Origin of the sequence: Azospirillum thiophilum (assembly GCF_001305595.1) — a bacterium.
In the GTDB taxonomy this organism is placed as follows: Bacteria; Pseudomonadota; Alphaproteobacteria; order Azospirillales; family Azospirillaceae; genus Azospirillum; species Azospirillum thiophilum.
Window position 1 is genome coordinate 600,365 of record NZ_CP012403.1, and the last position, 21,829, is coordinate 622,193.

The 21,829-nt window shown below is 69.8% G+C and carries 16 protein-coding genes; 11 read left to right on the top strand and 5 right to left on the bottom strand.

Features of this window, described 5'->3' with window-relative positions; all coding sequences use genetic code 11:
* Positions 1 to 182 precede the first annotated feature (182 nt).
* The 11 genes from dsrO (at position 183) to AL072_RS21885 (ending at position 15,187) form a co-directional block, all read left to right on the top strand.
* Complete coding sequence (dsrO, locus tag AL072_RS21835; RefSeq protein ID WP_045584295.1) at positions 183 to 980, top strand: sulfate reduction electron transfer complex DsrMKJOP subunit DsrO; 798 nt, start codon at positions 183 to 185, stop codon at positions 978 to 980.
* The gene (gene nrfD / locus AL072_RS21840) at positions 980 to 2,104 is read left to right on the top strand and encodes an NrfD/PsrC family molybdoenzyme membrane anchor subunit (protein ID WP_045584296.1); all 1,125 of its coding nucleotides are present in this window, start codon (positions 980 to 982) and stop codon (positions 2,102 to 2,104) included. Before dsrO ends, nrfD begins: the two co-directional genes overlap by 1 nt.
* Positions 2,105 to 2,129: 25 nt before the next feature.
* Positions 2,130 to 5,237 (top strand): molybdopterin dinucleotide binding domain-containing protein, encoded by a 3,108-nt coding sequence (locus AL072_RS21845; RefSeq protein ID WP_045584297.1) that lies wholly within the window; start codon positions 2,130 to 2,132, stop codon positions 5,235 to 5,237.
* Between the two features lie 173 nt (positions 5,238 to 5,410).
* The gene (gene atoS / locus AL072_RS21850) at positions 5,411 to 7,282 is read left to right on the top strand and encodes a two-component system sensor histidine kinase AtoS (RefSeq protein WP_045584298.1); all 1,872 of its coding nucleotides are present in this window, start codon (positions 5,411 to 5,413) and stop codon (positions 7,280 to 7,282) included.
* Positions 7,279 to 8,676 (top strand): acetoacetate metabolism transcriptional regulator AtoC, encoded by a 1,398-nt coding sequence (gene atoC / locus AL072_RS21855; RefSeq protein ID WP_045584299.1) that lies wholly within the window; start codon positions 7,279 to 7,281, stop codon positions 8,674 to 8,676. The genes atoS and atoC overlap by 4 nt, the downstream gene beginning before the upstream one ends.
* Before the next feature lie 403 nt (positions 8,677 to 9,079).
* On the top strand, positions 9,080 to 9,742 hold the full coding sequence (locus tag AL072_RS21860; protein WP_045584300.1) for a CoA transferase subunit A: 663 nt from the start codon (positions 9,080 to 9,082) through the stop codon (positions 9,740 to 9,742).
* Positions 9,735 to 10,388, top strand: coding sequence for a 3-oxoacid CoA-transferase subunit B (locus AL072_RS21865; protein ID WP_045584301.1), 654 nt, complete (start codon positions 9,735 to 9,737; stop codon positions 10,386 to 10,388). The genes AL072_RS21860 and AL072_RS21865 overlap by 8 nt, the downstream gene beginning before the upstream one ends.
* A 105-nt stretch (positions 10,389 to 10,493) precedes the next feature.
* Entirely contained in the window at positions 10,494 to 11,867 is a 1,374-nt protein-coding gene (locus AL072_RS21870; protein ID WP_082109196.1) for a TIGR00366 family protein, read from the top strand.
* Between the two features lie 105 nt (positions 11,868 to 11,972).
* On the top strand, positions 11,973 to 13,148 hold the full coding sequence (locus AL072_RS21875) for an acetyl-CoA C-acetyltransferase (protein ID WP_045584302.1): 1,176 nt from the start codon (positions 11,973 to 11,975) through the stop codon (positions 13,146 to 13,148).
* An 83-nt stretch (positions 13,149 to 13,231) separates the two neighbouring features.
* Complete coding sequence (locus AL072_RS21880) at positions 13,232 to 13,447, top strand: hypothetical protein (RefSeq protein WP_045584303.1); 216 nt, start codon at positions 13,232 to 13,234, stop codon at positions 13,445 to 13,447.
* 48 nt (positions 13,448 to 13,495) lie between these two features.
* The gene (locus AL072_RS21885; RefSeq protein WP_045584304.1) at positions 13,496 to 15,187 is read left to right on the top strand and encodes a methyl-accepting chemotaxis protein; all 1,692 of its coding nucleotides are present in this window, start codon (positions 13,496 to 13,498) and stop codon (positions 15,185 to 15,187) included.
* A 6-nt stretch (positions 15,188 to 15,193) separates the two neighbouring features.
* Here AL072_RS21885 and AL072_RS21890 read toward each other — a convergent pair whose 3' ends face one another.
* The 5 genes from AL072_RS21890 to AL072_RS21910 form a co-directional block, all read right to left on the bottom strand.
* Entirely contained in the window at positions 15,194 to 16,732 is a 1,539-nt protein-coding gene (locus tag AL072_RS21890; protein ID WP_045584305.1) for an AMP-binding protein, read from the bottom strand.
* Positions 16,733 to 16,786: 54 nt separating this feature from the next.
* A complete protein-coding gene (locus AL072_RS21895) occupies positions 16,787 to 18,550 on the bottom strand; it encodes an ABC transporter permease subunit (protein ID WP_045584306.1) in 1,764 nt (587 codons plus the stop codon).
* The gene (locus tag AL072_RS21900; RefSeq protein WP_045584307.1) at positions 18,547 to 19,647 is read right to left on the bottom strand and encodes an ABC transporter ATP-binding protein; all 1,101 of its coding nucleotides are present in this window, start codon (positions 19,645 to 19,647) and stop codon (positions 18,547 to 18,549) included. Before AL072_RS21900 ends, AL072_RS21895 begins: the two co-directional genes overlap by 4 nt.
* 25 nt (positions 19,648 to 19,672) lie before the next feature.
* The gene (locus AL072_RS21905) at positions 19,673 to 20,773 is read right to left on the bottom strand and encodes an ABC transporter substrate-binding protein (RefSeq protein WP_045584308.1); all 1,101 of its coding nucleotides are present in this window, start codon (positions 20,771 to 20,773) and stop codon (positions 19,673 to 19,675) included.
* Between the two features lie 107 nt (positions 20,774 to 20,880).
* Positions 20,881 to 21,657, bottom strand: coding sequence for an enoyl-CoA hydratase/isomerase family protein (locus AL072_RS21910; RefSeq protein WP_045584309.1), 777 nt, complete (start codon positions 21,655 to 21,657; stop codon positions 20,881 to 20,883).
* Between the last annotated feature and the right edge of the window lie 172 nt (positions 21,658 to 21,829).

The window sequence follows — 21,829 nt, forward strand, 5'->3', positions numbered from 1 at the left end:
GGAGAAAGTGCCGGAAAATCGTTCCGGTATCCCAACGGACTGCGACAGATCGTCCTTGCGGTAAACCCTAAAAACTCTAGGGGGTACCGCAATGGGCCGGCAGGCCGGTCCCCGGTAGCATCGCGGACAGAACGCCCGATGGGGACACCCATGGGCGGGATTTCCGTGCGAAGGGGCCTGCCATGGACCGATCACGACGCAACTTCTGCCTGGGAGCGGGGGCGGCCGCCATCGGCGCGGCCGCGCTGGCCCCGGCGCCGGCCGCCGCCTCCGACACCGGCCAGGCGCGCAAGGGGGGCGATCCGGCGCATCGCTGGGGCATGGTGGTGGACGTGCGCAAATGCGTCGGCTGTCAGGCCTGCACGGTGTCCTGCATCATGGAGAACGCGGTTCCCGACAACAGCTTCCGCACCATCGTCTCGACCTACGAGGTGACGGAACAGGGGGCGTCCGGCACCTACATGCTGCCGCGCCTGTGCAACCATTGCGAGGATCCACCCTGCATCCCGGTCTGTCCGACCGGCGCCACCTTCCAGCGGCGGGACGGCATCGTGGTGGTGGACAACACGGTGTGCGTCGGCTGCGCCTATTGCGTCCAGGCCTGCCCCTACGATGCGCGCTTCATCAACCACGATACCCAGACCGCCGACAAATGCACCTTCTGCGTCCACCGGGTGGATGCCGGGCTGCTGCCCGCCTGCGTCGAGACCTGTGTCGGCGGCGCCCGCATCTTCGGCGACCTGAACGACCCGAACAGCACTGTGTCGGTGCTGGTGCGCGGCCATGCGTCCGACCATACGTCCGACAGGGCGCCCGACCAGATGCCCAAGGTGCTGAAGCCCGAACAGGGCACCCAGCCGCGCGTCTTCTACATCGGCCTCCAGCCGGCCTTCGCCGGCAAGGTCGACGGAACGCCGACGCTGTGGCGCCCCAGCGACGCGCCGCATGCGCGATCCCACGCAGACAAGGAGTCCGCGTGATGGACACCAACATCGTCGAGGTCATCAACGTGACCCGCGAGGTCGCGTGGCTTCCCTGGGCCGTGCAGTATTTCTTCCTGATCGGCCTGTCGGTCGGCGGCCTGCTGCTGAGCCTGCCCGGCTATGCCTTCGCGCGCGACGCGTGGCGCAGGCTGGGACGCGTGGCGCTGCTGGTGGCGCTGACCTGCGGGCTGACCGCGCCGGTGGCCTTGCTGTCCGACCTGCACCAGCCCGGCCGCTTCTGGCATTTCTACGTGGTGCTGCGCCCCTCCTCCTGGATGTGGTGGGGATCGATCTTCATCCCGGTCTATCTCGGCGGCCTGCTGGCCTATGGCTGGGCCTGCCTGCGCGAGGAGTTGCAGGCGCATGGCCGGGTGGACAGCCGGCTGGCCCCGCTCTACCGGCTGGCCGCGCTGGGCGGCGGGCGGGACGACCGGCTGATCCGCATCACCGGCCTCGTCGCCCTGGCCGGGGCGGCGCTGGTGGCGCTCTACACCGGGTCGGAGGTGATGGTGGTGAAGGCACGGCCACTGTGGCACACGCCCTTGCTGCCGGTGCAGTTCCTGCTGACGGCGCTGGCCGGGGCGGCCGGGCTGGTGCTGGTGCTGAACCGCTTCGCTTCAGGCAACGACCGGGAGGTGGAGGTGCGGGCGAACCGCCTGCTGGCGCTCGTTCTGGGCGGCGTGATGGCCGCCGGCGCGCTGTGGCTGGCGCTCGGCCTCTTCGCGCTCGACCCCTGGCATGCCCGGGCGCTGGCCAGCGTGGCCGGGTCGGAGGCGTGGCGGGTCACGGCTGCCTGGGCGGCGGCGGCGACGCTGGTGCCCCTCGTCATCGCGATCGTCCGTCCGGCGGGCAGCGGGCTGCTGACCGGGCTGATCGCACTGCACAGCGCCTGGATGTTCCGCTGGACCGTGTTCATCGGCGGCCAGACGGTGCCGAAGACCGGGGCCGGTTTCTACGACTACACGCTGCCGGCGGGGCCGGACGGGTTGATGGGCATCCTCGGGTCGGCCGGGCTGTGGCTGTTCCTGCTGATCCTCATCACCGCGGTCCTGCCGACGCCGTCGCGGTCGCGGCCGGCGGACTCCGCTCCCGCCTTCCCCACGCCCGCCGCGGCCGAATGAACGGCCGAGTGACCGGAGACGCATCATGTCGATCAACCGTCGCCTTCTCCTGAAGACCACCGCCGCCGGTGGCGCGCTGGCCGCCTTCGCCGCCGGCTTCTCCGAAACCGGGCGCAAGCTCGCCCGCGGGGCCTGGGCCGGGGACCATCCGGCAAGCGCCCTGTCCGGCAACGCCCTTCCTCCGGAATTCCGCGTCGATCCGGCCAGCGGCGATGTCGTCCCCACGCCCGGCCAGATCGTGGCCTATACCGGCTGCATCGGCTGCACCACGCTCTGCGGCGTGCGGGTGCGGGTGGACACCGCGACCAACCGCGTGCTGCGGGTGGCCGGCAACCCCTACAGCCCGATGTCGACCGATCCCTTCCTGTCCTACGGCACGCCGGTCAAGGAGAGCTTCCGGGCGCTGTCCCGCTTCCACGAGCAGGGGCTGGCCGGGCGCTCGACCGCCTGCGGGCGCGGCAACGCGGTGCTGGAAAACGTGACCTCTCCCTTCCGTGTGACCACGCCGCTGAAGCGGGTGGGGCCGCGCGGGTCGGGCGAATGGCTGCCGATCTCCTTCGAGCAGCTGGTGCAGGAGGTGTGCGAGGGCGGCGACCTGTTCGGCGAGGGGGCGGTGGAGGGGCTGCGCGCCTTGCGCGACCTCAAGACCCCGATCGATCCGGCCGCGCCGGAGCTGGGGCCGAAGGCCAATCAGGTCGCCCTGATCTCCGGCGTGCCGGACGGCCGGGAAGCGCTGGTGCAGCGTTTCCACCAGCAGTCCTACGGCAGCATCAACTATGTCGGCCATGGTTCCTATTGCGGCGGCGCCTATCGGGCTGGGTCCGGCGCGGTGTTCGGCGACACCAAGACCCAGCCGCACGCCAAGGCCGACATCGCGAACGCCGAGTTCGTCGTCTTCATCGGCACCGCCCCGTCCAATGCCGGCAACCCATTCAAGCGGCAGGCGACCCTGCTGTCCAAGGCGCGCACCGACGGCGTGCTGACCTATGTCGTGGTCGATCCGGTCCTGACCAATGCCAAGGCGGCGGCGGCCGGCGACCGCGCCGACTGGATCCCGATCCGGCCGGGCACCGACGGCGCCTTCGCCATGGGCATCGTCCGCTGGATGTTCGAGAACGGGCGGATCGACACAAGCTATCTTGCCCAGCCCAACGGCAAGGCGGCCGAGGCGGCGGGGGAGGCCGGATGGTGCAACGCCACCCATCTGGTGGTGGTCCAGAAGGGCCACCCGCGCGAGGGGCGGATGCTGCGCGCCTCCGACATGGGATGGGGCGCGCTGGCGGAGGCGGACCGCTTTGGCGAGCGCGATGCCTTCGTCGTGCTCGACCCGGCCGGCGGCCAGCCGGCCGCCCATGACGCGCTGGCCGGACCGGCCATCCTGTTCCATGCGGGATCCGTCGCCACCCCCGGCGGCGAGGTGGCGGTGAAGACCGCCCTGACCCTGCTGCGCGAGGAGGCGATGACGCGGGATCTCGCCGCCTGCGCCGGGATCTGCGGGGTGCCGGCCGACGTCATCGCCGGGCTGGCGCGCGAGCTGACCAGCCATGGCAAGAAGGCCGCGGTCAATTCGCATGGCGGCATGATGTCGGGCAGCGGCTTCTACAACGCCTTCGCGGTCGTCACCATCAACACGCTGCTGGGCAACCTGAACTGGAAGGGCGGCACCATCGTCGGCGGCGGGCGCTTCCCGCCGGACGGCGACGGCCCGCGCTACAAGCTCGCCAGCTTCCCCGGCAAGGTCAAGCCGGCGGGCGTGCCGCTCGGCCGCAACGTGCCGTACGAGAAGACGGCGGAGTTCAAGGCCGGCAAGGCGGCCGGCCGGCCCTATCCGGCGGCGGCCCCCTGGTATCCGACCGCCCCCGGGCTGACCACGGAATGGATGTCAGGCGGCATCGCGGAGGGCTATCCCTATCCGGTGAAGGCGCTGCTGCTGTGGAACGCCAACCCGGTCTACGGCATCCCCGGCGGCCACCGCTTCCTGGAACGGCTGGCCGATCCCAAGGCGCTGCCGCTGGTCGTCGCCATCGACCCCTTCATCAACGAGACCTCGGCCTATGCCGACTATATCGTGCCCGACACGGTGCTGTACGAGACCTGGGGCTGGACCTCGGCCTGGGGGGGCGTGCCGACCAGGATGACGACGGCGCGCTGGCCGGTGCTGACCCCGCGCACCGACAGCCTGCCGGACGGCCAGCACATCCAGCTCGAACCCTTCCTGATCGCCGTCGCCAAGCGGCTTGGCCTGCCCGGCTTCGGGCGCGAGGCCATCGAGGACATGGAGGGCAACCGCCATCCGCTGGAAACCGCCGCGGACTGGCATCTGCGGGCGGGTGCCAACATCGCCTGGGCGGGCAAGCAGCCGGTGTCCGACGCCACCGACGAGGACATCGCCCTGTCCGGCGTCGGGCGGCTGCTGTCGGAGTTGCAGGCGACGCTGAAGCCGGAGGAATGGCGCAAGGTCGCCTTCATCCTGGCGCGCGGCGGGCGCTACCAGAACCAGGCGGAGGGCTTCGAGGGCGACCGCGCGACCCATCGCTTCGCCAAGCCGCTTCAGATCTACAACGAGACGGTCGGCACCTCGCGCAGCAGCATCACCGGGCGGTGCTGGCCGGGAACCGCGGCGTGGATGCCGGCGCTGTTCGCCGACGGCACGCCGGTCGCAGAGGTCTACAAGCCGGCGGACTGGCCGTTCCAGCTGGTCAGCTCCAAGTCGGTGCTGATCAGCGCCTACACCATCGCCGCCAGCCGCCTGCGCCACCTGCATCCGGACAACCCGGTCGGCATCAATGCGGAGGATGCCCGCCGCCTGGGCATCGAGACCGGCGACCGCATCCGCCTCGCCACCCCCGGCGGCGAGGCGACGGCCACCGCCATCGTCCGCCATGGCGTCATGCCGGGGGTGCTGGCGGTGGAGCACGGCTTCGGCCACCGCGAATACGGCGCGCGGGCGCACCGCATCGGCGACCGGCACCAGCCGCGCATGGAGGAGATCGGGGCGGGCCTGAACCTGAACGATCTCGGCATCGCCGATCCGACCCGCCCGGGTGGTGCGGTGTGGGTGGACCCGGTCGCCGGAACCGCGGTGCGCCAGGGCATCCCGGCCCGGCTGGAGCGCGCCGCCGCCTCGGCTTGATGCCGCGGGCGCCCAGCCCGGCCCGGGCCGGGGCCCGACCGGCCCGCCGGCCACCGTCACGGAATCGCCGTGGCTGCCCTGCGCAGCTTGGGCCTCCCGCCGCGCCGGCAAATCTGCTATCGCCGCGGGATCGGGCGGGCGGAAGCCGCGCCCTTCCGGGAGGAGTGGGCGTCATGCGGCCCCTGGAACGGTTTCAAGACTGGTTTCGCGGCTGTCTGCCGAACACCCTGCGCGGCAAGCTGCTCCTGGTTTCCCTGGTGGTGGTCGTCCTGCCGATCTCGCTGACCGGCTATCTGCTGGAGCGGGAAGGGCGTCAGGCGCTGGTCCGGGAAAAGACCGAGAAGCTGTTCGGGCTGACCCGGCTCCTGGATGCGCATCTCGGCCCCGGCTTCGATGGGGGTTTCGATGAGCTGGCGGCCGGAACTGGGATCGCGGCCACCGGCCGGGACACCGCGATCCGGGCGCTGTCGGAGCGGCTGACGCCCTTCACCGACCTCGTCGCCGGGGCCAATCCGGGGGTCGGGGTCGGCTATTACAACAAGGCGCTCGACGCCATCATCACCTATGGGCCGAGCCGGGACTACAGCGCCACCGTCGGCACCAGCATCCCGCCCGACCATCCCGGTTGGCGTGTGCTGGAAAGCGGCCGGCAGGCGGTGGAAAGCGGCCGGCAGGTGCGCGGCTTCATCCTCAACGCGATGCTGCCGATCATCCGCGACGGCGGCGTGATCGGCTATATCTGGGCCAACGAGCTGTCCGACGACGTCGAGCGTCAGGCCGCGGCGATGGACCGGGCGGTGCTGACGGTCAGCATTGCCGGCATCCTGCTGGGCCTCCTGCTGACTCATCTGCTGTCGCGCGGGGTCGGCCGGGACATCCGGCGGATCATCGACGGGCTGCTCCGCATGCGGAGCGACCTCGGCCATGCCATCCTGCCGCCGCCGGGCGAGGTCGGCGAGATCGCGGTCGAGGTCAACGGCATGGCCCGCGCCCTGCTGGACGCCCGGTCGCTGACCGAGAACATCCTGCACAGCATCGCCGACGGGGTGATCGCCGTGGATCGGGCTGGGCAGGTCACCGCCGTCAACCCGGCGGCGGCGGCGATGGTCGGGGTGACGGCCGCCGAGGTGATCGGCAAACCGTACGATTCGCTGTTCAAGCCGGATGGGCAGTTCGCCAGCCCGCTGCTGGACACGCTGAAGACCGGGCAGCCGCATGTCGGGGTGACGCTGGACTTTCCCGGCACCCGCCAGACCCTGCATCTCAACGTGTCCAGCAGCCTGCTGCGCAACAGCCGGAGCGAGGCCATCGGCGCCGTGGTGGTGCTGAAGGACCTGACCGAGCAGCGGCGGCTGCGCACGCAGATCATGCGGGCCGACCGGCTGGCGGCGCTGGGCGAGCTGGTCGCCGGCCTCGCCCACGAGGTGCGCAACCCACTGACCTCGATCCGCGGCTTCATGCAGTTCCTGGAGACGTCCGACGACGTCAAGGAATGGCAGCGCTATGCCCCGCTGATCGTGCGGCAGGTCGACAGCCTGAACCGGCTCGTCACCGAACTGCTGGAGTTCGGGCGCCCCCGGCCGCCGACGATCCGGCCGGTGCAGCTGAACGACCTGATCCGCGAGGTGTCGCTGCTGGCCGGGCGCAAGTCGAATGCCAGGATCACGCTCGACCTCGCCGCCGACCTGCCGCAGGTGGAGGCCGATGGCGAGGCGCTGAAGCAGGTCGTGCTCAACCTGATCATCAACGCCATCCAGGCGACGCCGGATACCGGCATCATCGCCATTTCCACCGCCGCCCCGGACGGGCGGGAGGCGGTCATCGCCGTGAGCGACGACGGCGAAGGCATCGCGCCGGAGAATGTCGACAAGGTGTTCGATCCCTTCTTCTCGACCAAGCCCAACGGGACCGGGCTGGGGCTTGCGATGGCGCACCGCATCGTCGATGCCCATCACGGCACCATCGCCATCGCCAGCACGCCCGGTGCCGGCACCGTGGTAACCCTGCGCATCCCCTTTCTTCACAGCCCGGTGGCCGAGACATGACGATCCGACTTCCCGCCGCGACGGCCCTGGTGGTGGATGACGACGAGGGCATCCGCCAGATGCTCGCCGCCGTGCTGTCGCGCGAGGGGCTGGCGGTCGCCACTGCCGCCGACGGGGTCGAGGCGGTCGCCGCCTTCGCCGCGCAGCGGCCGGCCGTGGTGCTGATGGACATCCGCATGCCGCGGATGACCGGCCTGCAGGCGCTGGCGGAGATCCGCAAGCTCGACCGCTCGACCGCGGTGATCCTGATGACCGCCTTCGCCGAGGTGGGAACCGCGGTGCAGGCGATCAGGGACGGCGCCTTCGACTATGTCATCAAGCCCTTCGACATCGCGGAAATCCTGCTGCTGGTCGGGCGGGCGCTGCAGATGCGGACGATGCGCGACGACATCGCCACCCTGCATCGGGAGTTGTCCAGCAGCTACCGCACCGACCGCATCCTCACCGCCAGCCCGCGCATGACCGAGCTGCTGCAGACCATCGCCAAGGTCGCCAAGAGCAACGCGACCGTGCTGGTGACCGGCGAGAGCGGCACCGGCAAGGAGCTGGTGGCGGCGGCCATCCACTACAACAGCCCGCGCAACGCCGGCCCCTTCGTCAAGGTCAACTGCGCCGCCGTCCCGGAAGGGCTGCTGGAAAGCGAATTCTTCGGCCATGAGAAGGGCGCCTTCACCGGCGCGCAGGCCCGCCGCCGCGGCCGGTTCGAACAGGCCGAGCACGGCACCCTGTTCCTCGACGAGATCGGCGACATCTCGCCCGGCCTCCAGGTCAAGCTGTTGCGGGTGCTTCAGGAGCGCGAGTTCGAGCGGGTCGGCGGCACGGATCTGGTGCGCACCGACGTGCGCGTCATCGTCGCCACCAACCGCAACCTGGAAGAGATGGTCCGCCAGGGGCTGTTCCGGCAGGATCTCTATTTCCGCCTCAACGTCGTGACGCTGCGGACGGTGCCGTTGCGCGACCGTCCGGAGGATGTCCGGCTGCTCGCCAGCCATTTCCTGCAACGCTTCGCGGCGGAGAACGGGATCGAGGTCGGGGGCATCGACGAACAGGCGATGGAGCGGCTGCTGGCCTATCGCTGGCCGGGCAACATCCGCGAGCTGTCCAACGCCATGGAGCGGGCGGTGGTGATGAGCACCGGCGCGATGATCGTCGCCGAGGATCTGCCGGAACAGATCGCCGGCCGGCCGGGGGAGGACGAGGAGGCCGTCGGGGCGACCGATGCCCGGCCCATCGCCGGCGGCGGCAGTTTGCGTGAACAGGTCAGCCGGTTCGAGGCCCGCGTGGTGGCCGAGGCGCTGGCCCGCAACGACGGCAACCGGATGCGGACGGCCCAGGAACTCGGCATCAGCCGCCGCTCGCTGCTCTACAAGCTGCAGGAATACGGCATCTCCTGAGCGGGGCGGCAGCGCCCGGGCCGGGCGGCGCCGGCCACTGCGCAAGATCTTGCGCAGCACGCACAAAGTTGCGCACCCGCCAGGGCGAAACAGGCCGACCGGCGGTCTGTTCGTCCGGCTTCCACGGCGGAAACCAAGGCTCCGGGCCACCCTGTCCCGGTGCCGCCCTCTGGCATACCCCTTGCGTATGTGTGGATAGGCCGGCCGGCCCCGACGATCCACCGCGATGGCGTGGATGTCGCGCCCGCTCCGGTCGCAGCGCTACGAAACCAAGGCCACGAAACCAAGAATGAGCGCGAGTGTCCGCCCCACCGGTTCACCGCCGGTTCCGGGCGGGTCCGCGCCCGCGGGGTTGTCGGCGGGCTCCGGCCCGCGGCACCCCGACGTCCAAGGGAGACGTCGAATGAGTAAAGTGCGAAAGCTTGAAGAGACCGTCGCCATGATTCCCGACGGCGCGGTCCTGATGATCGGGGGATTCATGGGGGTCGGCACGCCGCCCCGCCTGATCGACGAGTTGCTCCGCCAGGGCAAGCGCGGCCTGACGGTCATCGCCAACGACACCGCCCGCCCCGCGGTCGGCATCGGCCGGCTGATCGCGGCCAAGGCGGTGCGCAAGGTGATCGCCAGCCACATCGGCACCAATCCCGAAACCCAGCGCCAGATGATCGCCGGCGAGACGGAGGTAGAGCTGGTGCCGCAGGGCACGCTGGCCGAGCGGGTGCGCGCCGGCGGCTTCGGCCTCGGCGGGGTGCTGACGCCCACCGGCGTCGGCACCGTGGTCGAGGAGGGCAAGCAGCGCATCGAGCTGGACGGCACGGTCTATCTGCTGGAAAAGGCGCTGAAGGCCGATTTCGCCCTGATCGCCGCTAAGCGCGCCGACTATCTGGGCAACCTCGAATACGCGCTGACGGCGCGCAACTTCAATCCGCTGATGGCGATGGCCGCCGGATTGGTGATCGTCGAGGCCGAGGACATCGTGCCGGTCGGCGTCATCCCGCCCGACAGCGTCGTCACCCCGAATGTGCTGGTCGACTGCCTGGTCGCCAAGGAGCATCGCCATGGATGAGAAAACCCTGATCGCCAAGCGCGTTGCGCTGGAACTGCGGGCGGGCAACCTGGTGAATCTCGGCATCGGCCTGCCCACCTTGGTCGCCGCCCATCTGCCGGCCGGCGTCAACGTGTTCTTCCAGTCGGAGAACGGCATCGTCGGCATGGCCCCGGTGCCCGAGCCGGGGGCCGAGAACGAGGATCTGAGCGATGCCGGCGGCAGCCCGATCGGTGCCGTCCCCGGGGCCGCGTCCTTCGACAGTGCCATGTCCTTCGGCCTGATCCGCGGCGGCCACCTGGACGTCACCGTGCTCGGCGGTCTCCAGGTCGACGAGGAAGGCCGGCTCGCCAACTGGATGGTGCCCGGCAAGATGGTGCCCGGCATGGGCGGTGCGATGGATCTGGTCTCCGGCGCCAAGCGGGTGATCGTCGCCATGCAGCACAGCGCCAAGGGCACGCCCAAGATCGTCAAGCGCTGCGAGTTGCCGCTGACCTCGGTGCGGCGGGTCGACCTGATCGTCACCGACCTCGCGGTGATCGAGCCGACCGACAAGGGGCTGGTGCTGTTGGAAACCGCTCCCGGCGTCACGGTCGCCGACGTCTTGGCCCAGACCGGCGCCGAGCTGATCGTGCCGTCCGACGTGCAGGTCATGCCCGTCGGCTGAGCCGACCATACTCGCCGTCTGACGTTCCTTTTTGGGCATCGGGGAGGCTGGCCGCCGCGCCGTACGATGGCGCGGACGGGCCTCCCTCCTTGCCGGAGACCTGCCATGAGCGTCACCACTGCTCCCCCGCCGGCACCGGAGGCCGGCGCCCGCTTCAACCCGATCACTCCGATTTCCCGCGCCCTGACCTGGCTGGTCAGCCGCTATCTGCCCGACCCGCTGGTCTTCGCCATCCTGCTGACCGTCCTCACCTTCGCCCTGGCATGGTGGCTGACGCCGAGCGGCCCCGTCGCCCTCGTGCAGATGTGGGGCGGCGGATTCTGGAACCTGCTGGCCTTCTCGATGCAGATGGCGCTGGTCCTGGTCACCGGCCATGCGCTGGCCAGCTCCGAACCGATCCGCAAGGTGCTGGGGCGGGTGGCCTCCATCGCCAAGACGCCGGCCCAGGGTGTCATGCTGGTCTGCTTCGCCGCCGCCGTCACCAACATCGTCAACTGGGGCTTCGGCCTCGTCGTCGGCGCGATGTTCGCCCGCGAGGTGGCCCGCCGCGTGCCGAAATCGGACTACCGGCTGCTGATCGCCTCGGCCTATATCGGCTTCATGACGTGGCATGGCGGCTTCTCCGGCTCGGTGCCGCTGGTCGCCGCGACCAAGGGCAACCCGATGGAGAAGACGGTCGGGCTGATCCCGATCGGCGACACCCTGTTCACCGGCTACAACATCGGCATCACGCTGGCCCTCATCGTCGTCCTGCCGCTGATCTGCTGGATGATGCATCCGAAGGCGAACGAGGTGGTGGCGGTCGACCCGGCGCTGCTGAAGCCGGAGGCGTCGACCCGCCGCATCCTCGGCCCCGACGCCAGCCCGGCCGAGCGCCTGGAGGAAAGCCGCATCCTGGGCTTCGTCGTCGGCGCCTTCGGTCTGGTCTACCTGTTCCTGTATTTCCGGGCCAAGGGCTTCGACCTCAACATCAACACCGTCAACCTGATCATGCTGATCGCCGGCGTCATCCTGCACGGCACGCCGATGGCCTACGCCCGCGCCGTCGCCAACGCGGCACGCGGCACGGCCGGGATCATGATCCAGTTTCCCTTCTATGCCGGCATCCAGATCATGATGGAGCATTCCGGCCTGGGCGGTCTGATCACCAACTGGTTCGTGGACGTCGCCACCAAGGAAACCTTCCCGGTCCTCGCCTTCCTGTCGTCGGGCCTGATCAACTTCGCGGTTCCGTCGGGCGGCGGCCATTGGGTGGTGCAGGGGCCCTTCATCATGCCGGCGGCCCAGCAGCTCGGCGTCGATCTCGGCAAGGCGGCGATGGCCATCGCCTATGGCGAGGAGTGGATGAACATGGCGCAACCCTTCTGGGCGCTGCCGGCACTGGCCATCGCCGGGCTGGGGGTGCGCGACATCATGGGCTACTGCGCCACGGCGCTGATCCTGACGCTGCCCATCTTCCTCATCGGCCTCTACCTGTGACCTTCGATGTCTGACCGGCCGGCCGCCGCGATCCACCGGACGGACGCGGCAGCCCAGCCATCCAACTGCGATCCTTCAAGAAACACCGTTCCGGAGGAGTCCTCCATGACCGAGATCGTCATCGCCAGCGCGGCGCGCACCGCCATCGGCAGCTTCAACGGCGCGCTGGCCGCCGTTCCCGCCCACGAGCTGGGTGCCACGGTGATCCGCGAGGCGCTGTCGCGCGCCCACACCGATGCCGCCGAGGTGACGGAAGTCATCCTGGGCCAGGTGCTGACCGCCGGCCAGGGCCAGAACCCGGCCCGCCAGGCCGCCGTCGCCGCCGGCATCCCGGTCGAGAAGACCGCCTTCGGCATCAATCAGGTCTGCGGCTCCGGCCTGCGCTCGGTCGCGCTCGGCTATCAGGCGATCCGCACCGGCGACGCCGAGGTGATGGTGGTCGGCGGCCAGGAGAACATGAGCCTGTCGCCCCACCTCATGCATCTGCGCAACGGCACCAAGATGGGCACCGCCGAGATGCTGGACAGCATGATCCGCGACGGGCTGTGGGAGGCCTTCCACGGCTACCACATGGGCGTCACCGCCGAGAATGTCGCCCGTGTCTGGACCCTCTCCCGCGAACAGCAGGATCTGTTCGCGCTCGCCTCGCAGCAGAAGGCCGAGGCGGCGCAGACGGCCGGCCGCTTCCGGGCCGAGATCGTTCCCGTCACCATCAAGGGCCGCAAGGGCGACATCGTCGTCGAGGCCGACGAATACCCGAAGCACGGCACCACCATCGAGGCGCTGGCCAAGCTGCGCCCGGCATTCGCCAAGGACGGTACGGTGACCGCCGGCAATGCGTCGGGCCTGAACGACGGCGCCGCCGCGCTGGTGCTGATGACGGCGGAGAACGCCGCCCGCCGCGGCATCGCGCCGCTGGCCCGCATCGCCTCCTGGGCCACCGCCGGCGTCGATCCGGCACTGATGGGCAGCGGGCCGATCCCTGCCTCGCAACTGGCGCTCAAGAAGGCCGGCTGGGGTGTGGACGAACTGGATCTGATCGAGGCGAACGAAGCGTTCGCTGCCCAGGCGCTGGCGGTCAATGCCGGCATGGGCTGGGACGCCGCCAAGGTCAACGTCAATGGCGGCGCCATCGCGCTCGGCCATCCCATCGGGGCGTCGGGCGCCCGCATCCTGGTCAGCCTGTTGCATGAGATGGGCCGGCGCGACGCGAAGAAGGGCCTTGCCACCCTGTGCATCGGCGGCGGCATGGGCGTCGCCCTCTGCGTCGAGCGGACCTGACCGGCAGGCTTGCGGCGCATCCCCCCGACGACATGTCGGGGGGATGCGCCGCGACCATTTGTACCCTTTCGGAGGTTAGTAGTATGGTAGAGGTTATCGATGTGTCCGTCACGCTGCGCATCGCAGTCGCCGATGCGGCGGACGGGCAGGCCGCGGCCCTGCGGGCGGCGGAACAGTTCAGCCATGTCAGCCATGCCCGGATCGCCGCATTCAATGAAGTGAGCCGCGTCCATTCCGCGGACCAGGGAACCGTGGAAGCGGTCACCAGCATCGTGGCCGGTGCGGGCAGCATCCCGTGACGTCCAGCCGGTCCCGACGAGTGGGCCGGGAACAGGGAAGATAGAATCATGCGCCTCTCGGAACTGCCATTACGGTGGCGGATCGGATTTCTCGCGTCGCTGTCGATCATCGCCGCCGGTCTGGTGGCGGCGGTCGGCGGGCACTTCGTCAACCGTGCGCTGGTCGAGCAGCGGATGAACAGCGTCCGCTTCATCGCCGAAAGCGGCGGTGCCATCGCCGCGCGCTTCCACAAGCTGGCGCAGGACGGCGTGATGAGCGAGGAGGACGCGAAGGAGCGCGCGAAGACCGCGATCGGCGCGATGCGCTATGCCGACGGCGAATATCTCTGGATCTGGACCTCGCAGATCATCAGCGTCATGCACGCGAACCCCGCCCTGATCGGCAAGAGCGGCGCCGAGATCCGTGACCGCAACGGCGTCTACGTCATCCGCGAGGCGGTGCGGGGCGCCCTGATGCCGGTGCCGGAGTTCGTGACCTACGAATGGCCGCGGCCCAACGATCCGAAGGGGCCGACCTACGAGAAACTGGCCTATTCCATCCATTACAAGCCATGGGACTGGGTCATCGGCACCGGCGTCTACACCGACGACCTGCGCTCGGCCTTCCTTGGCATGATGACGGTGTTCGGGCTGGTGGTCGCCGGGCTGTCCGCGCTGGCCCTGCTGCTGGGCTGGGCGGTCGCCCGCAGCGTGACGCGGCCGCTGTCGCGCGTCCATGGCGTGATGTTGCGGCTGGCGGAGCAGGACATGGAGGCCGAGGTGCCGGAGCGCGGCCGGCGCGACGAGATCGGCGGCATGGCCCGGACCCTGGAGGTCTTCAAGGCGAGCATCCTGCGCACCCACCAGATGGAGCGGGAGAACCGCGACGCGGCGGAGCGGGCTGCAGCCGACAAGCGCGCCGCGATGCTGGATCTGGCCTCCCGCTTCGAGGCCAGCGTCGGGCGCATCGTCGATCAGGTCAGCGAGTCCGCCACCGGCTTCCAGGCGACGGCGGCCCAGGTGTCCGGCGCGGTCGAGAAGGTGGAGCGCGAATGCGTCGTCGTCGCCTCCGCCTCCGAACAGGCATCGATGAGTGTGCAGACCGTCGCGTCCGCGGCGGAGGAGATGTCGACGGCGATCCACGATCTTTCGGTGCGCGTGGCGCAGGCCGCCCAGCGTTCGAAATCGACCGCCGAACGGGCCGAGCAGGCGCGGACCCACCTGGATGCGCTGTCCTCCGCCATCGAGCAGGTGGACCAGATCGTGGCCTCGATCAACGCGGTGGCGTCGCAGACCAACCTGCTGGCGCTGAACGCCACCATCGAAGCCGCAAGGGCCGGCGAGGCCGGCAAGGGATTTGCCGTCGTGGCGAGCGAGGTCAAGAACCTGGCGAGCCAGACCCATGCGATGACCGAGCAGATCGGCCAGCAGATCGGCACGGTGAAAGCGGCGTCCGGCCGCACCGTGGAGGCGATGCGGGGGATCATCGGGCAGGTCGACCACATCGACCGCTCGACCGCCGAGATGGCCTCCTCGGTCGAGCAGCAGAGCGCCGCCACCGCCGAGATCAGCCGCAACGCCCAGCAGGCGGCGGTCGGCACCAGCGAGGTTTCGCGCAACGTGCTGGACATCCAGCGCGCAGAGCGGGAAACCGGCGATGCGACCCAGCAGGCCAAGCGGTCGGCCGACACGCTCGCGGACCGGGCGACGCTGCTGAAGCGCGAGGTCAGGGCTTTCCTGGAGGAGATCCGCGCCGCCTGACCGGCCTCATCCCACTGCCTGCCGGTCCCAGCTGTCGTTCGTGGCCGCGGACAGGCGGTGCTTCATGATGCGCTGGCTCGGCGTGCGTTCGAACTCCTCGACCAGCGCGATGTAGCGGGGGTTCTGATAGGGGGCGAGCTGGCGGCCGAGCCAATCGGAGAGAGCGGGGACATCCACCGTCGCCCCCGTCTTGGGCTTGACGAACAGCTTGATGTCCTGCTCGCCGATCTCCGCCTTCACGCCGATGACGGCGCAATCCTCGATGGCGGGATGGGTGGCGGCGATGTGCTCGATCTCCCAGGCGGAGACGTTCTCGCCCTTGCAGCGCATGCTGTCGGTCATCCGGCCGTGGAACAGCAGCGTGCCGTCCGGCAGCAGGGAGCCCAGGTCGCCGGTGTGCAGGGCACCGTCGCGCAGCGTCCGCGCCGTCGCCTCCGGATTGCGGAAATAGCCGGCGAACAGGGCGCCGGGCAGGGTGGTGCGCACCACGATCTCGCCGCGGGCGCCGTGGGGAACCGGGGCGCCGCTCCCGTCCAGCAGATCCACGGTGAACCAGGGCATCGGCCGGCCGACCGCGCCGACCGAGCCCTCGTCGTTGCAGGTGGTGATGCTCGATGCCTCGGTCATGCCGTAGCATTCGCGGATCTGCACGCCGAACCGCTCCTCGAACGGTGTCCAGGTCTCCTTCGGGCAGCCGCCGCCCCAGGCGATGCGCACCGGATGGTCATGGTCTTGCGGGCTCGGTGGCTGTTTCAGCAGGATTTGCAGGATGCCGCCCAGGTAATGGATGTGGGTGGCGCCATACGCGCGCACCTGATCCCAGAAGCGGCTGGCGCTGAAGCGGTCGACCATCGCCAGCGACACGTCGCGGATCAGCGGCAGCACGATCATCTGTGCGCCGCCGATGTGATAGAGCGGCTCCCACACGAACAGCACGTCGCCGTCGCGGGCAGTGGACACGCGGGCGACCGCCTCGCCCGCCAGCCGCATCATGCGGTGGGTGACCTGTGCGCCCTTCGGCCGGCCGGTGGTGCCCGACGTGTACATGATGGCGAACAGGTCGTCGGGGCCGGGAAGCGCCCCCTCGAGGCGGGTGCCGCACTCCAGCATCGGCTCCAGCCGCAGGGAGGCTGCGGAGGTGTCGGCGCCGGCCACCACCAGCGGCTTGCCCGACAGGTCGGCGCCGCAGTCGGCGATGACCGGGACGAGGTCGGCGTCGGCCAGCACGGCGGCGGGATCGGAATGCTCCAGGATGTAGCGCAACCCGTCGCCGCGCTGCTGGGCGTTGATCGGGACCCACACCAGCCCGGCCTTGGCGAGGCCGAACAGGGTGGACAGCACCGCCGGGCTGTTGCGCAGCATCAGCGCCACGCGGTCGCCGGGGACCAGCCCCATCCGCCGGAGTTCCGCCGCCATGCTGTCGGACTGGCGGTCGAGCGTGCCGACGGTCAGCGGGGTGCCGTTGTAGCGGGCGAACGGACGCTCGCCGTCGGTCCGCGCGGCCTGGGTCAGCAGGCCGGCGAACCCGGTGTCGAAATCGGACATGGTCGGACAGTCTCGGACAAAGGGAATGGGGGAGGGGAAGCGGGAAGGGGCGGCTCAGCGGCCGGACCGGCGTAGCCGTTCGGCGATCAGCAGGAGCGCCATGACGATGACGAAGACGACGACCGACACCGCGGCCAGGGTCGGGTTCAACTGCAGGATCATGTCGTCCCACATCTGCTTGGGCAGCGTGGTCTTCACCCCACCGCTGACGAAGATGGCCACCGTCAGCTCGTCGAAGGAGGTGATGAAGGCGAACAGGAAGGCGGCCACCAGACCGCCGCGGATCAGCGGCACCGTTACCCGCAGCAGCGTCTGGACCCGGTTGGCGCCGAGCGTCGCCGCCGCCTGGTCCAGGCGCCAGTCATGGCCCTTGACCACGGCGGCGATGGCGACGAAGGCGAAGGGCAGGGCCAGCACCGTATGGCCGATGACGAGGCCGAGGTCGGTGGCGACCAGCCCGATTTGGGCGAACAGGTAGAACAGCCCGACGGCGATGACGATGCGCGGGACGATCATCGGCGCCAGGAACAGGGCGAAGATGGTGCCGCGCCAGCGCGAGGTGGACCGGGCCAGCGCCAGGGCGGCCAGTCCAGCGACCAGCGTCGCCACGACGGCGGTGGCGAAGGCGACGCCGAAGGAGCGCAGCGTGGCCCCCAGCCACAGGTCCGAGCCGAAATAGACCTCGAACCATTTCAGGCTGTAGCCCGGCGGCGGGAAATCGAGGAAGGGCGAACTGGTGAAGGCGATCGGCACCACCACGATGGCCGGCGCCACCAGGAAGACCAGCACCAGCGCCGAATAGAGCGCCGGCAGCCGGTCGCGGCCCCGCTCGCCCAGCACCGGCGCCGTCGCCCGCGCCGCCGCGGCGGTCAGTGCCGCCATCGCCGACAGGATGCGCTGGCCGGCCCTGCGCATGGCGCCGCCGCCCTTGCCGCGCCGCGCCCCCTCGCCCGACAGGGTCGACAGGCCGAAGATGCGGTCGTAGACCCAGCAGGTGACCAGCGCCGCCGCCAGCATGAAGGTGGCGAGCGCCCCGGCGAAGGCCCAGTTCAGCATCTCCTGGATCTGGGTGATGATGAGCTGGGCCAGCATGGTCTGCTGCGGCCCGCCCAGCAGGGCCGGAACGATGAAGAAGCCTAGCGACGAGATGAAGGTCAGCAGCCCCGCCGCGGCGACGCCGGGCAGCGACAGCTGGAAATAGACCAGCCAGAAGGCATGCCCGGGGGCGGCCCCCAGCGTTTCCGCCGCCTGCACCAGCCGGCGGTCGATGCCGGTCATCACCGGCAGCATGGTCAGCACCGCCAGCGGCAGCATGGCGTGGACCATGCCGACCATCACGCCGAACTCGTTGTGCAGCATCTCCGGCGCCGGCAGGCCGCCGGCCGACAGGATGCCGCCGATGACGCCGGTGCGCCCCAGGATCACCATCCAGGCGAAGGTCTTCACCAGATAGCTGGTCCAGAACGGCACCATCACCGCCAGGATCATGGTGCCGCGCCGGCGCTCCGGCAACTGCGCCAGCCAGTAGGCGAGCGGATAGCCCAGCAGCAGGGAGAACAGCGCCGTCAGCCCGGCGATGCGGAAGGTGCCCATCAGCACGCGGAAATAGACGCCGGTGTCGACGATGCGGGCGTAATGCTCCCCCGTCCACGCGCCGGTGTCGGCATCCTGGATGCTGAGCCCCAGCAGCCGCAGGACCGGATAGAGGAAGAAGATGGCGAGGAAGGCGATGCCGGGCGCCGCCAGCCACAGCGGGCCGAAGCGCAGCCGCTGCCTTAGGCCGCCCTCGGCGGAGCCGTGCAGGAGGACGGCGCTCATGACACCAATACCCCGGCCTCGCTGCGCCAGCGCACGGCGACCCGGTCGCCCAGCGGCGGCGGGGACATGCCGCGCCGCAGCCGCACGGTGATGGTGGACCGGTCGCCCAGCGTCACCAGCACGCGGGTTTCCGACCCGGCATAGACGGTGTCGACCACCTCGCCCGACACCTCGTTGTCGCCCTCGCCCTCCAGGTCGAGCTGTTCCGGGCGGACGATCAGCGACACCTCGGCGTTGCCGGTCATCACGGCGTTGGCGGCGGGATCGGATGCGGCGGACAGGCGGAAACGGCCGCCGCCGGTCACCAGGATCGGCGCCCCGCCCTCGTCCCGCTGGACGCGGCCGCGGAAGATGTTCGACACGCCGATGAAGTCGGCGGCGAAGGCGGTCTTCGGCCGGGCGTAGATGTCGTGCGGCGTGCCGATCTGCTCGATGCGGGCATGGTTCATCAGGCAGATGCGGTCGGACATCGCCAGCGCCTCTTCCTGGTCATGGGTGACGTAGATGATGGTGGCGCCGGTCTCGCGGTGCAGCCGCTTGATCTCGTACTGCATGTGCTCGCGCAGCTTCTTGTCCAGCGCCCCCAGCGGTTCGTCCATCAGGATGACCGAGGGCTGGTAGACGAAGCAGCGCGCCAGCGCCACGCGCTGCTGCTGGCCGCCCGACAGCTCCTTGGGGAAGCGGTCGCCGAGATGGCCGAGATGCACCATGTCGAGCGCGTCGCGCACCCGGCGGTCGAGGTCGGATGCGGCGACCCCCCGCATGCGCAGGGGGAAACCGATATTCTCCGCCACCGTCAGGTGGGGGAACAGGGCGTAATGCTGGAACACCAGCCCGATGTCGCGCTTGTGCACCGGCGTCCGCGTCTCGTCGCGGCCGTCGATCAGGATGCGTCCGCCGCTCGGCTCCACCAGCCCGCAGATCATCTGCAGCAGCGTGGTCTTGCCCGAGCCGGAGGGGCCGAGCAGCGTCAGGAACTCGCCCGCCGGAACCTCCAGGCGGGTGGGTTGCAGGGCGACGACCGATCCGTAGCTCTTGGTGAGGCCGTCGACCAGCAGCTTGCAGGCGGGAGGGGCCGTTCCTTGGGAGAGGGACATGGCGGCGGGTCTCCTGTGATGAACGTCAGCCGAGGATCCAGGCGTTGAACCGCTCGCTCATCTTGGAGCGGTTGGCACCCCACCAATCCTCCCGCGCGATGGTCATGCCCTTCAGGTTGCCCGGGAAAGTCGGTAGCGCCGGGGCGCGCTCCTTAGGAATGCTGTCATAGGCCTTGAGGTTGGTCGGGCCGTAGGCCAACACCTCGGTGAAGATCGCCTGGCGCTGCGGGTCGGCGCAGAACTTGATGAACTTTCGGGCGGCGTCGGCGCGCGGGTTGCCGCGCGGGATGCCCCAGCCCTCGATCGAATAGAGGCCCTGGTTCCACGAGATCTTCACCGGCGCCCCGCCGTCGATGGCGGCCTGGGCGCGGGCGTTCCACAGGGCGATCATGTCGACCTCGCCGCTCTGGATCAGTTGGGTCGACTGGGCGCCGCCGGTCCACCAGGCGGCGATGTGCGGGCGGATGCGCTCCAGGCTCTTGTAGGCGCGCTCGACATCGAGCGGATACAGCGCCTCCAGCGGCACGCCGTCGGCCAGCAGCGCCTGTTCCAGCGTGTCGATCGGGTTCTTGCGCAGCGACCGGCGGCCGGGGAACTTCTCGACGTTCCAGAAATCGGCCCAGCTCTGCGGCGGGTTGGACGGGAACTTGTCGGTGCGGTAGGCGAGGATGGTCGAATAGACGTCGGTGCCCATCCACTGGCCGGTCAGCGCCTCCGGCATCAGGCCGGGCGCGTCGGCGGCGGCGAAGTCCAGCGGCTCCAGCAGATTCTGGCGGGCCAGGATGTCGCGGGCCGACAGGGTCAGCGTGCAGACGTCCCAGCTGTAGGACTTGGTCTCGACGATCGCCTTGAACTGGGCGGTCGGCTCGGCCTCGCGGGCGACGTTGACGACCTTGATGCCGGTCGCCTTCTCGAACGGATCGTAGAACGCCTTGCGGAAGGCCGGGCTGTAGGGGCCGCCCGGATCGGCCACGGTGATCTGCGTCGTCTGCGCCATCGCCGGCCGGCTCGTCCCGGCGGTCAGCGCGGCCGGCAGGGCGGCGGCCAGCGCGGTGCCGGCGGCGCCCGTCAGCGTGGTGGCGAGCAGGCTGCGGCGGTCGATGGCGAAATCGTCGGTCTTTCCCATGGTCTTAACCCCTGTTCGCTGGCCGGGTCTTGCGGTCGCCCGGCTTGGAAGGTTTCGTCGGTGGGGGAGGGGACGGCCGGAAGCCGTCCCTGCTTTTCAAGGGCCGGTCAGGCCGCCGTCTTGCGCGCGGCGCGCTTGGCCAGAAACTCCTCCATCATCCGCGCCGGTTCGCCCGACGCGTAGGCCTCGCGCTGGATGCGCACGCCGGCGGCCAGACAGTCGCGGAACCCGGCCTCGGTCATCTCGCGGAAGCGCTGCTTGTCGAGGCGCATGGCGACCGGCGGCTTGGCGGCCAGCTCGCCGGCCAGCTCGAGCGCCTCTTCCATCACGCGGTCCTGCGGGACGAGGCGGTTGATCAGGCCGACGGCGCGGCATTCCTCGGCCTCCATCAGCCGGCCGGTCAGGGTCAGGTCGATGGTGCGGGCCAGCCCGATCATCTCCTTCATGATCCATGGGCCGGTGGTGCTGGCGATGCCGGAATTGATCTCCGGCTGGCCCATGCGCACGCCGGGATGGCCGACGCGCAGGTCGCCCAGCAGCGCCACCTGGAAGGCCGAGCCGGCGGCGATGCCGTTCAGCGCCACCACCAGTGGCTTCGACAGGCTGCGCATGCGGTGATAGAGCCGCTCCCACTCCGCCACCCATTCCTCGGCGCGGTCGGCATCGAAGCTCTTGGTTTCGTTGAGATCCTGCCCGGCGCCGAAGGCACGGTCGCCGGCACCCGTCAGGATGAGGGCGCGGATGGAGGGATCGGCCTCCAGCCGGTCGAAGGCGACGACCAGATCGTCGCGCATCGCCTTGTTCCAGGCGTTCAGCACCTCCGGACGGTTCAGCGTGATGACGCCGACCGGTCCGCGGGTTTCGATGAGGATGAAGTCGGTCACGGGATGCGCTCCTGTCGAACGGCAGGGGAAACCGGCCCGGCGGGACGCCGCCCATGGCCGGAATGCCCCGTCGCAAAGAGGGGGTCGAAGAGGTGTCGGAAGGTAATGTATTGAATAGCAATATCTTGTATTGAATAGCTTGGCTTGCTTTGGGTACTCTGTCAACGGTATC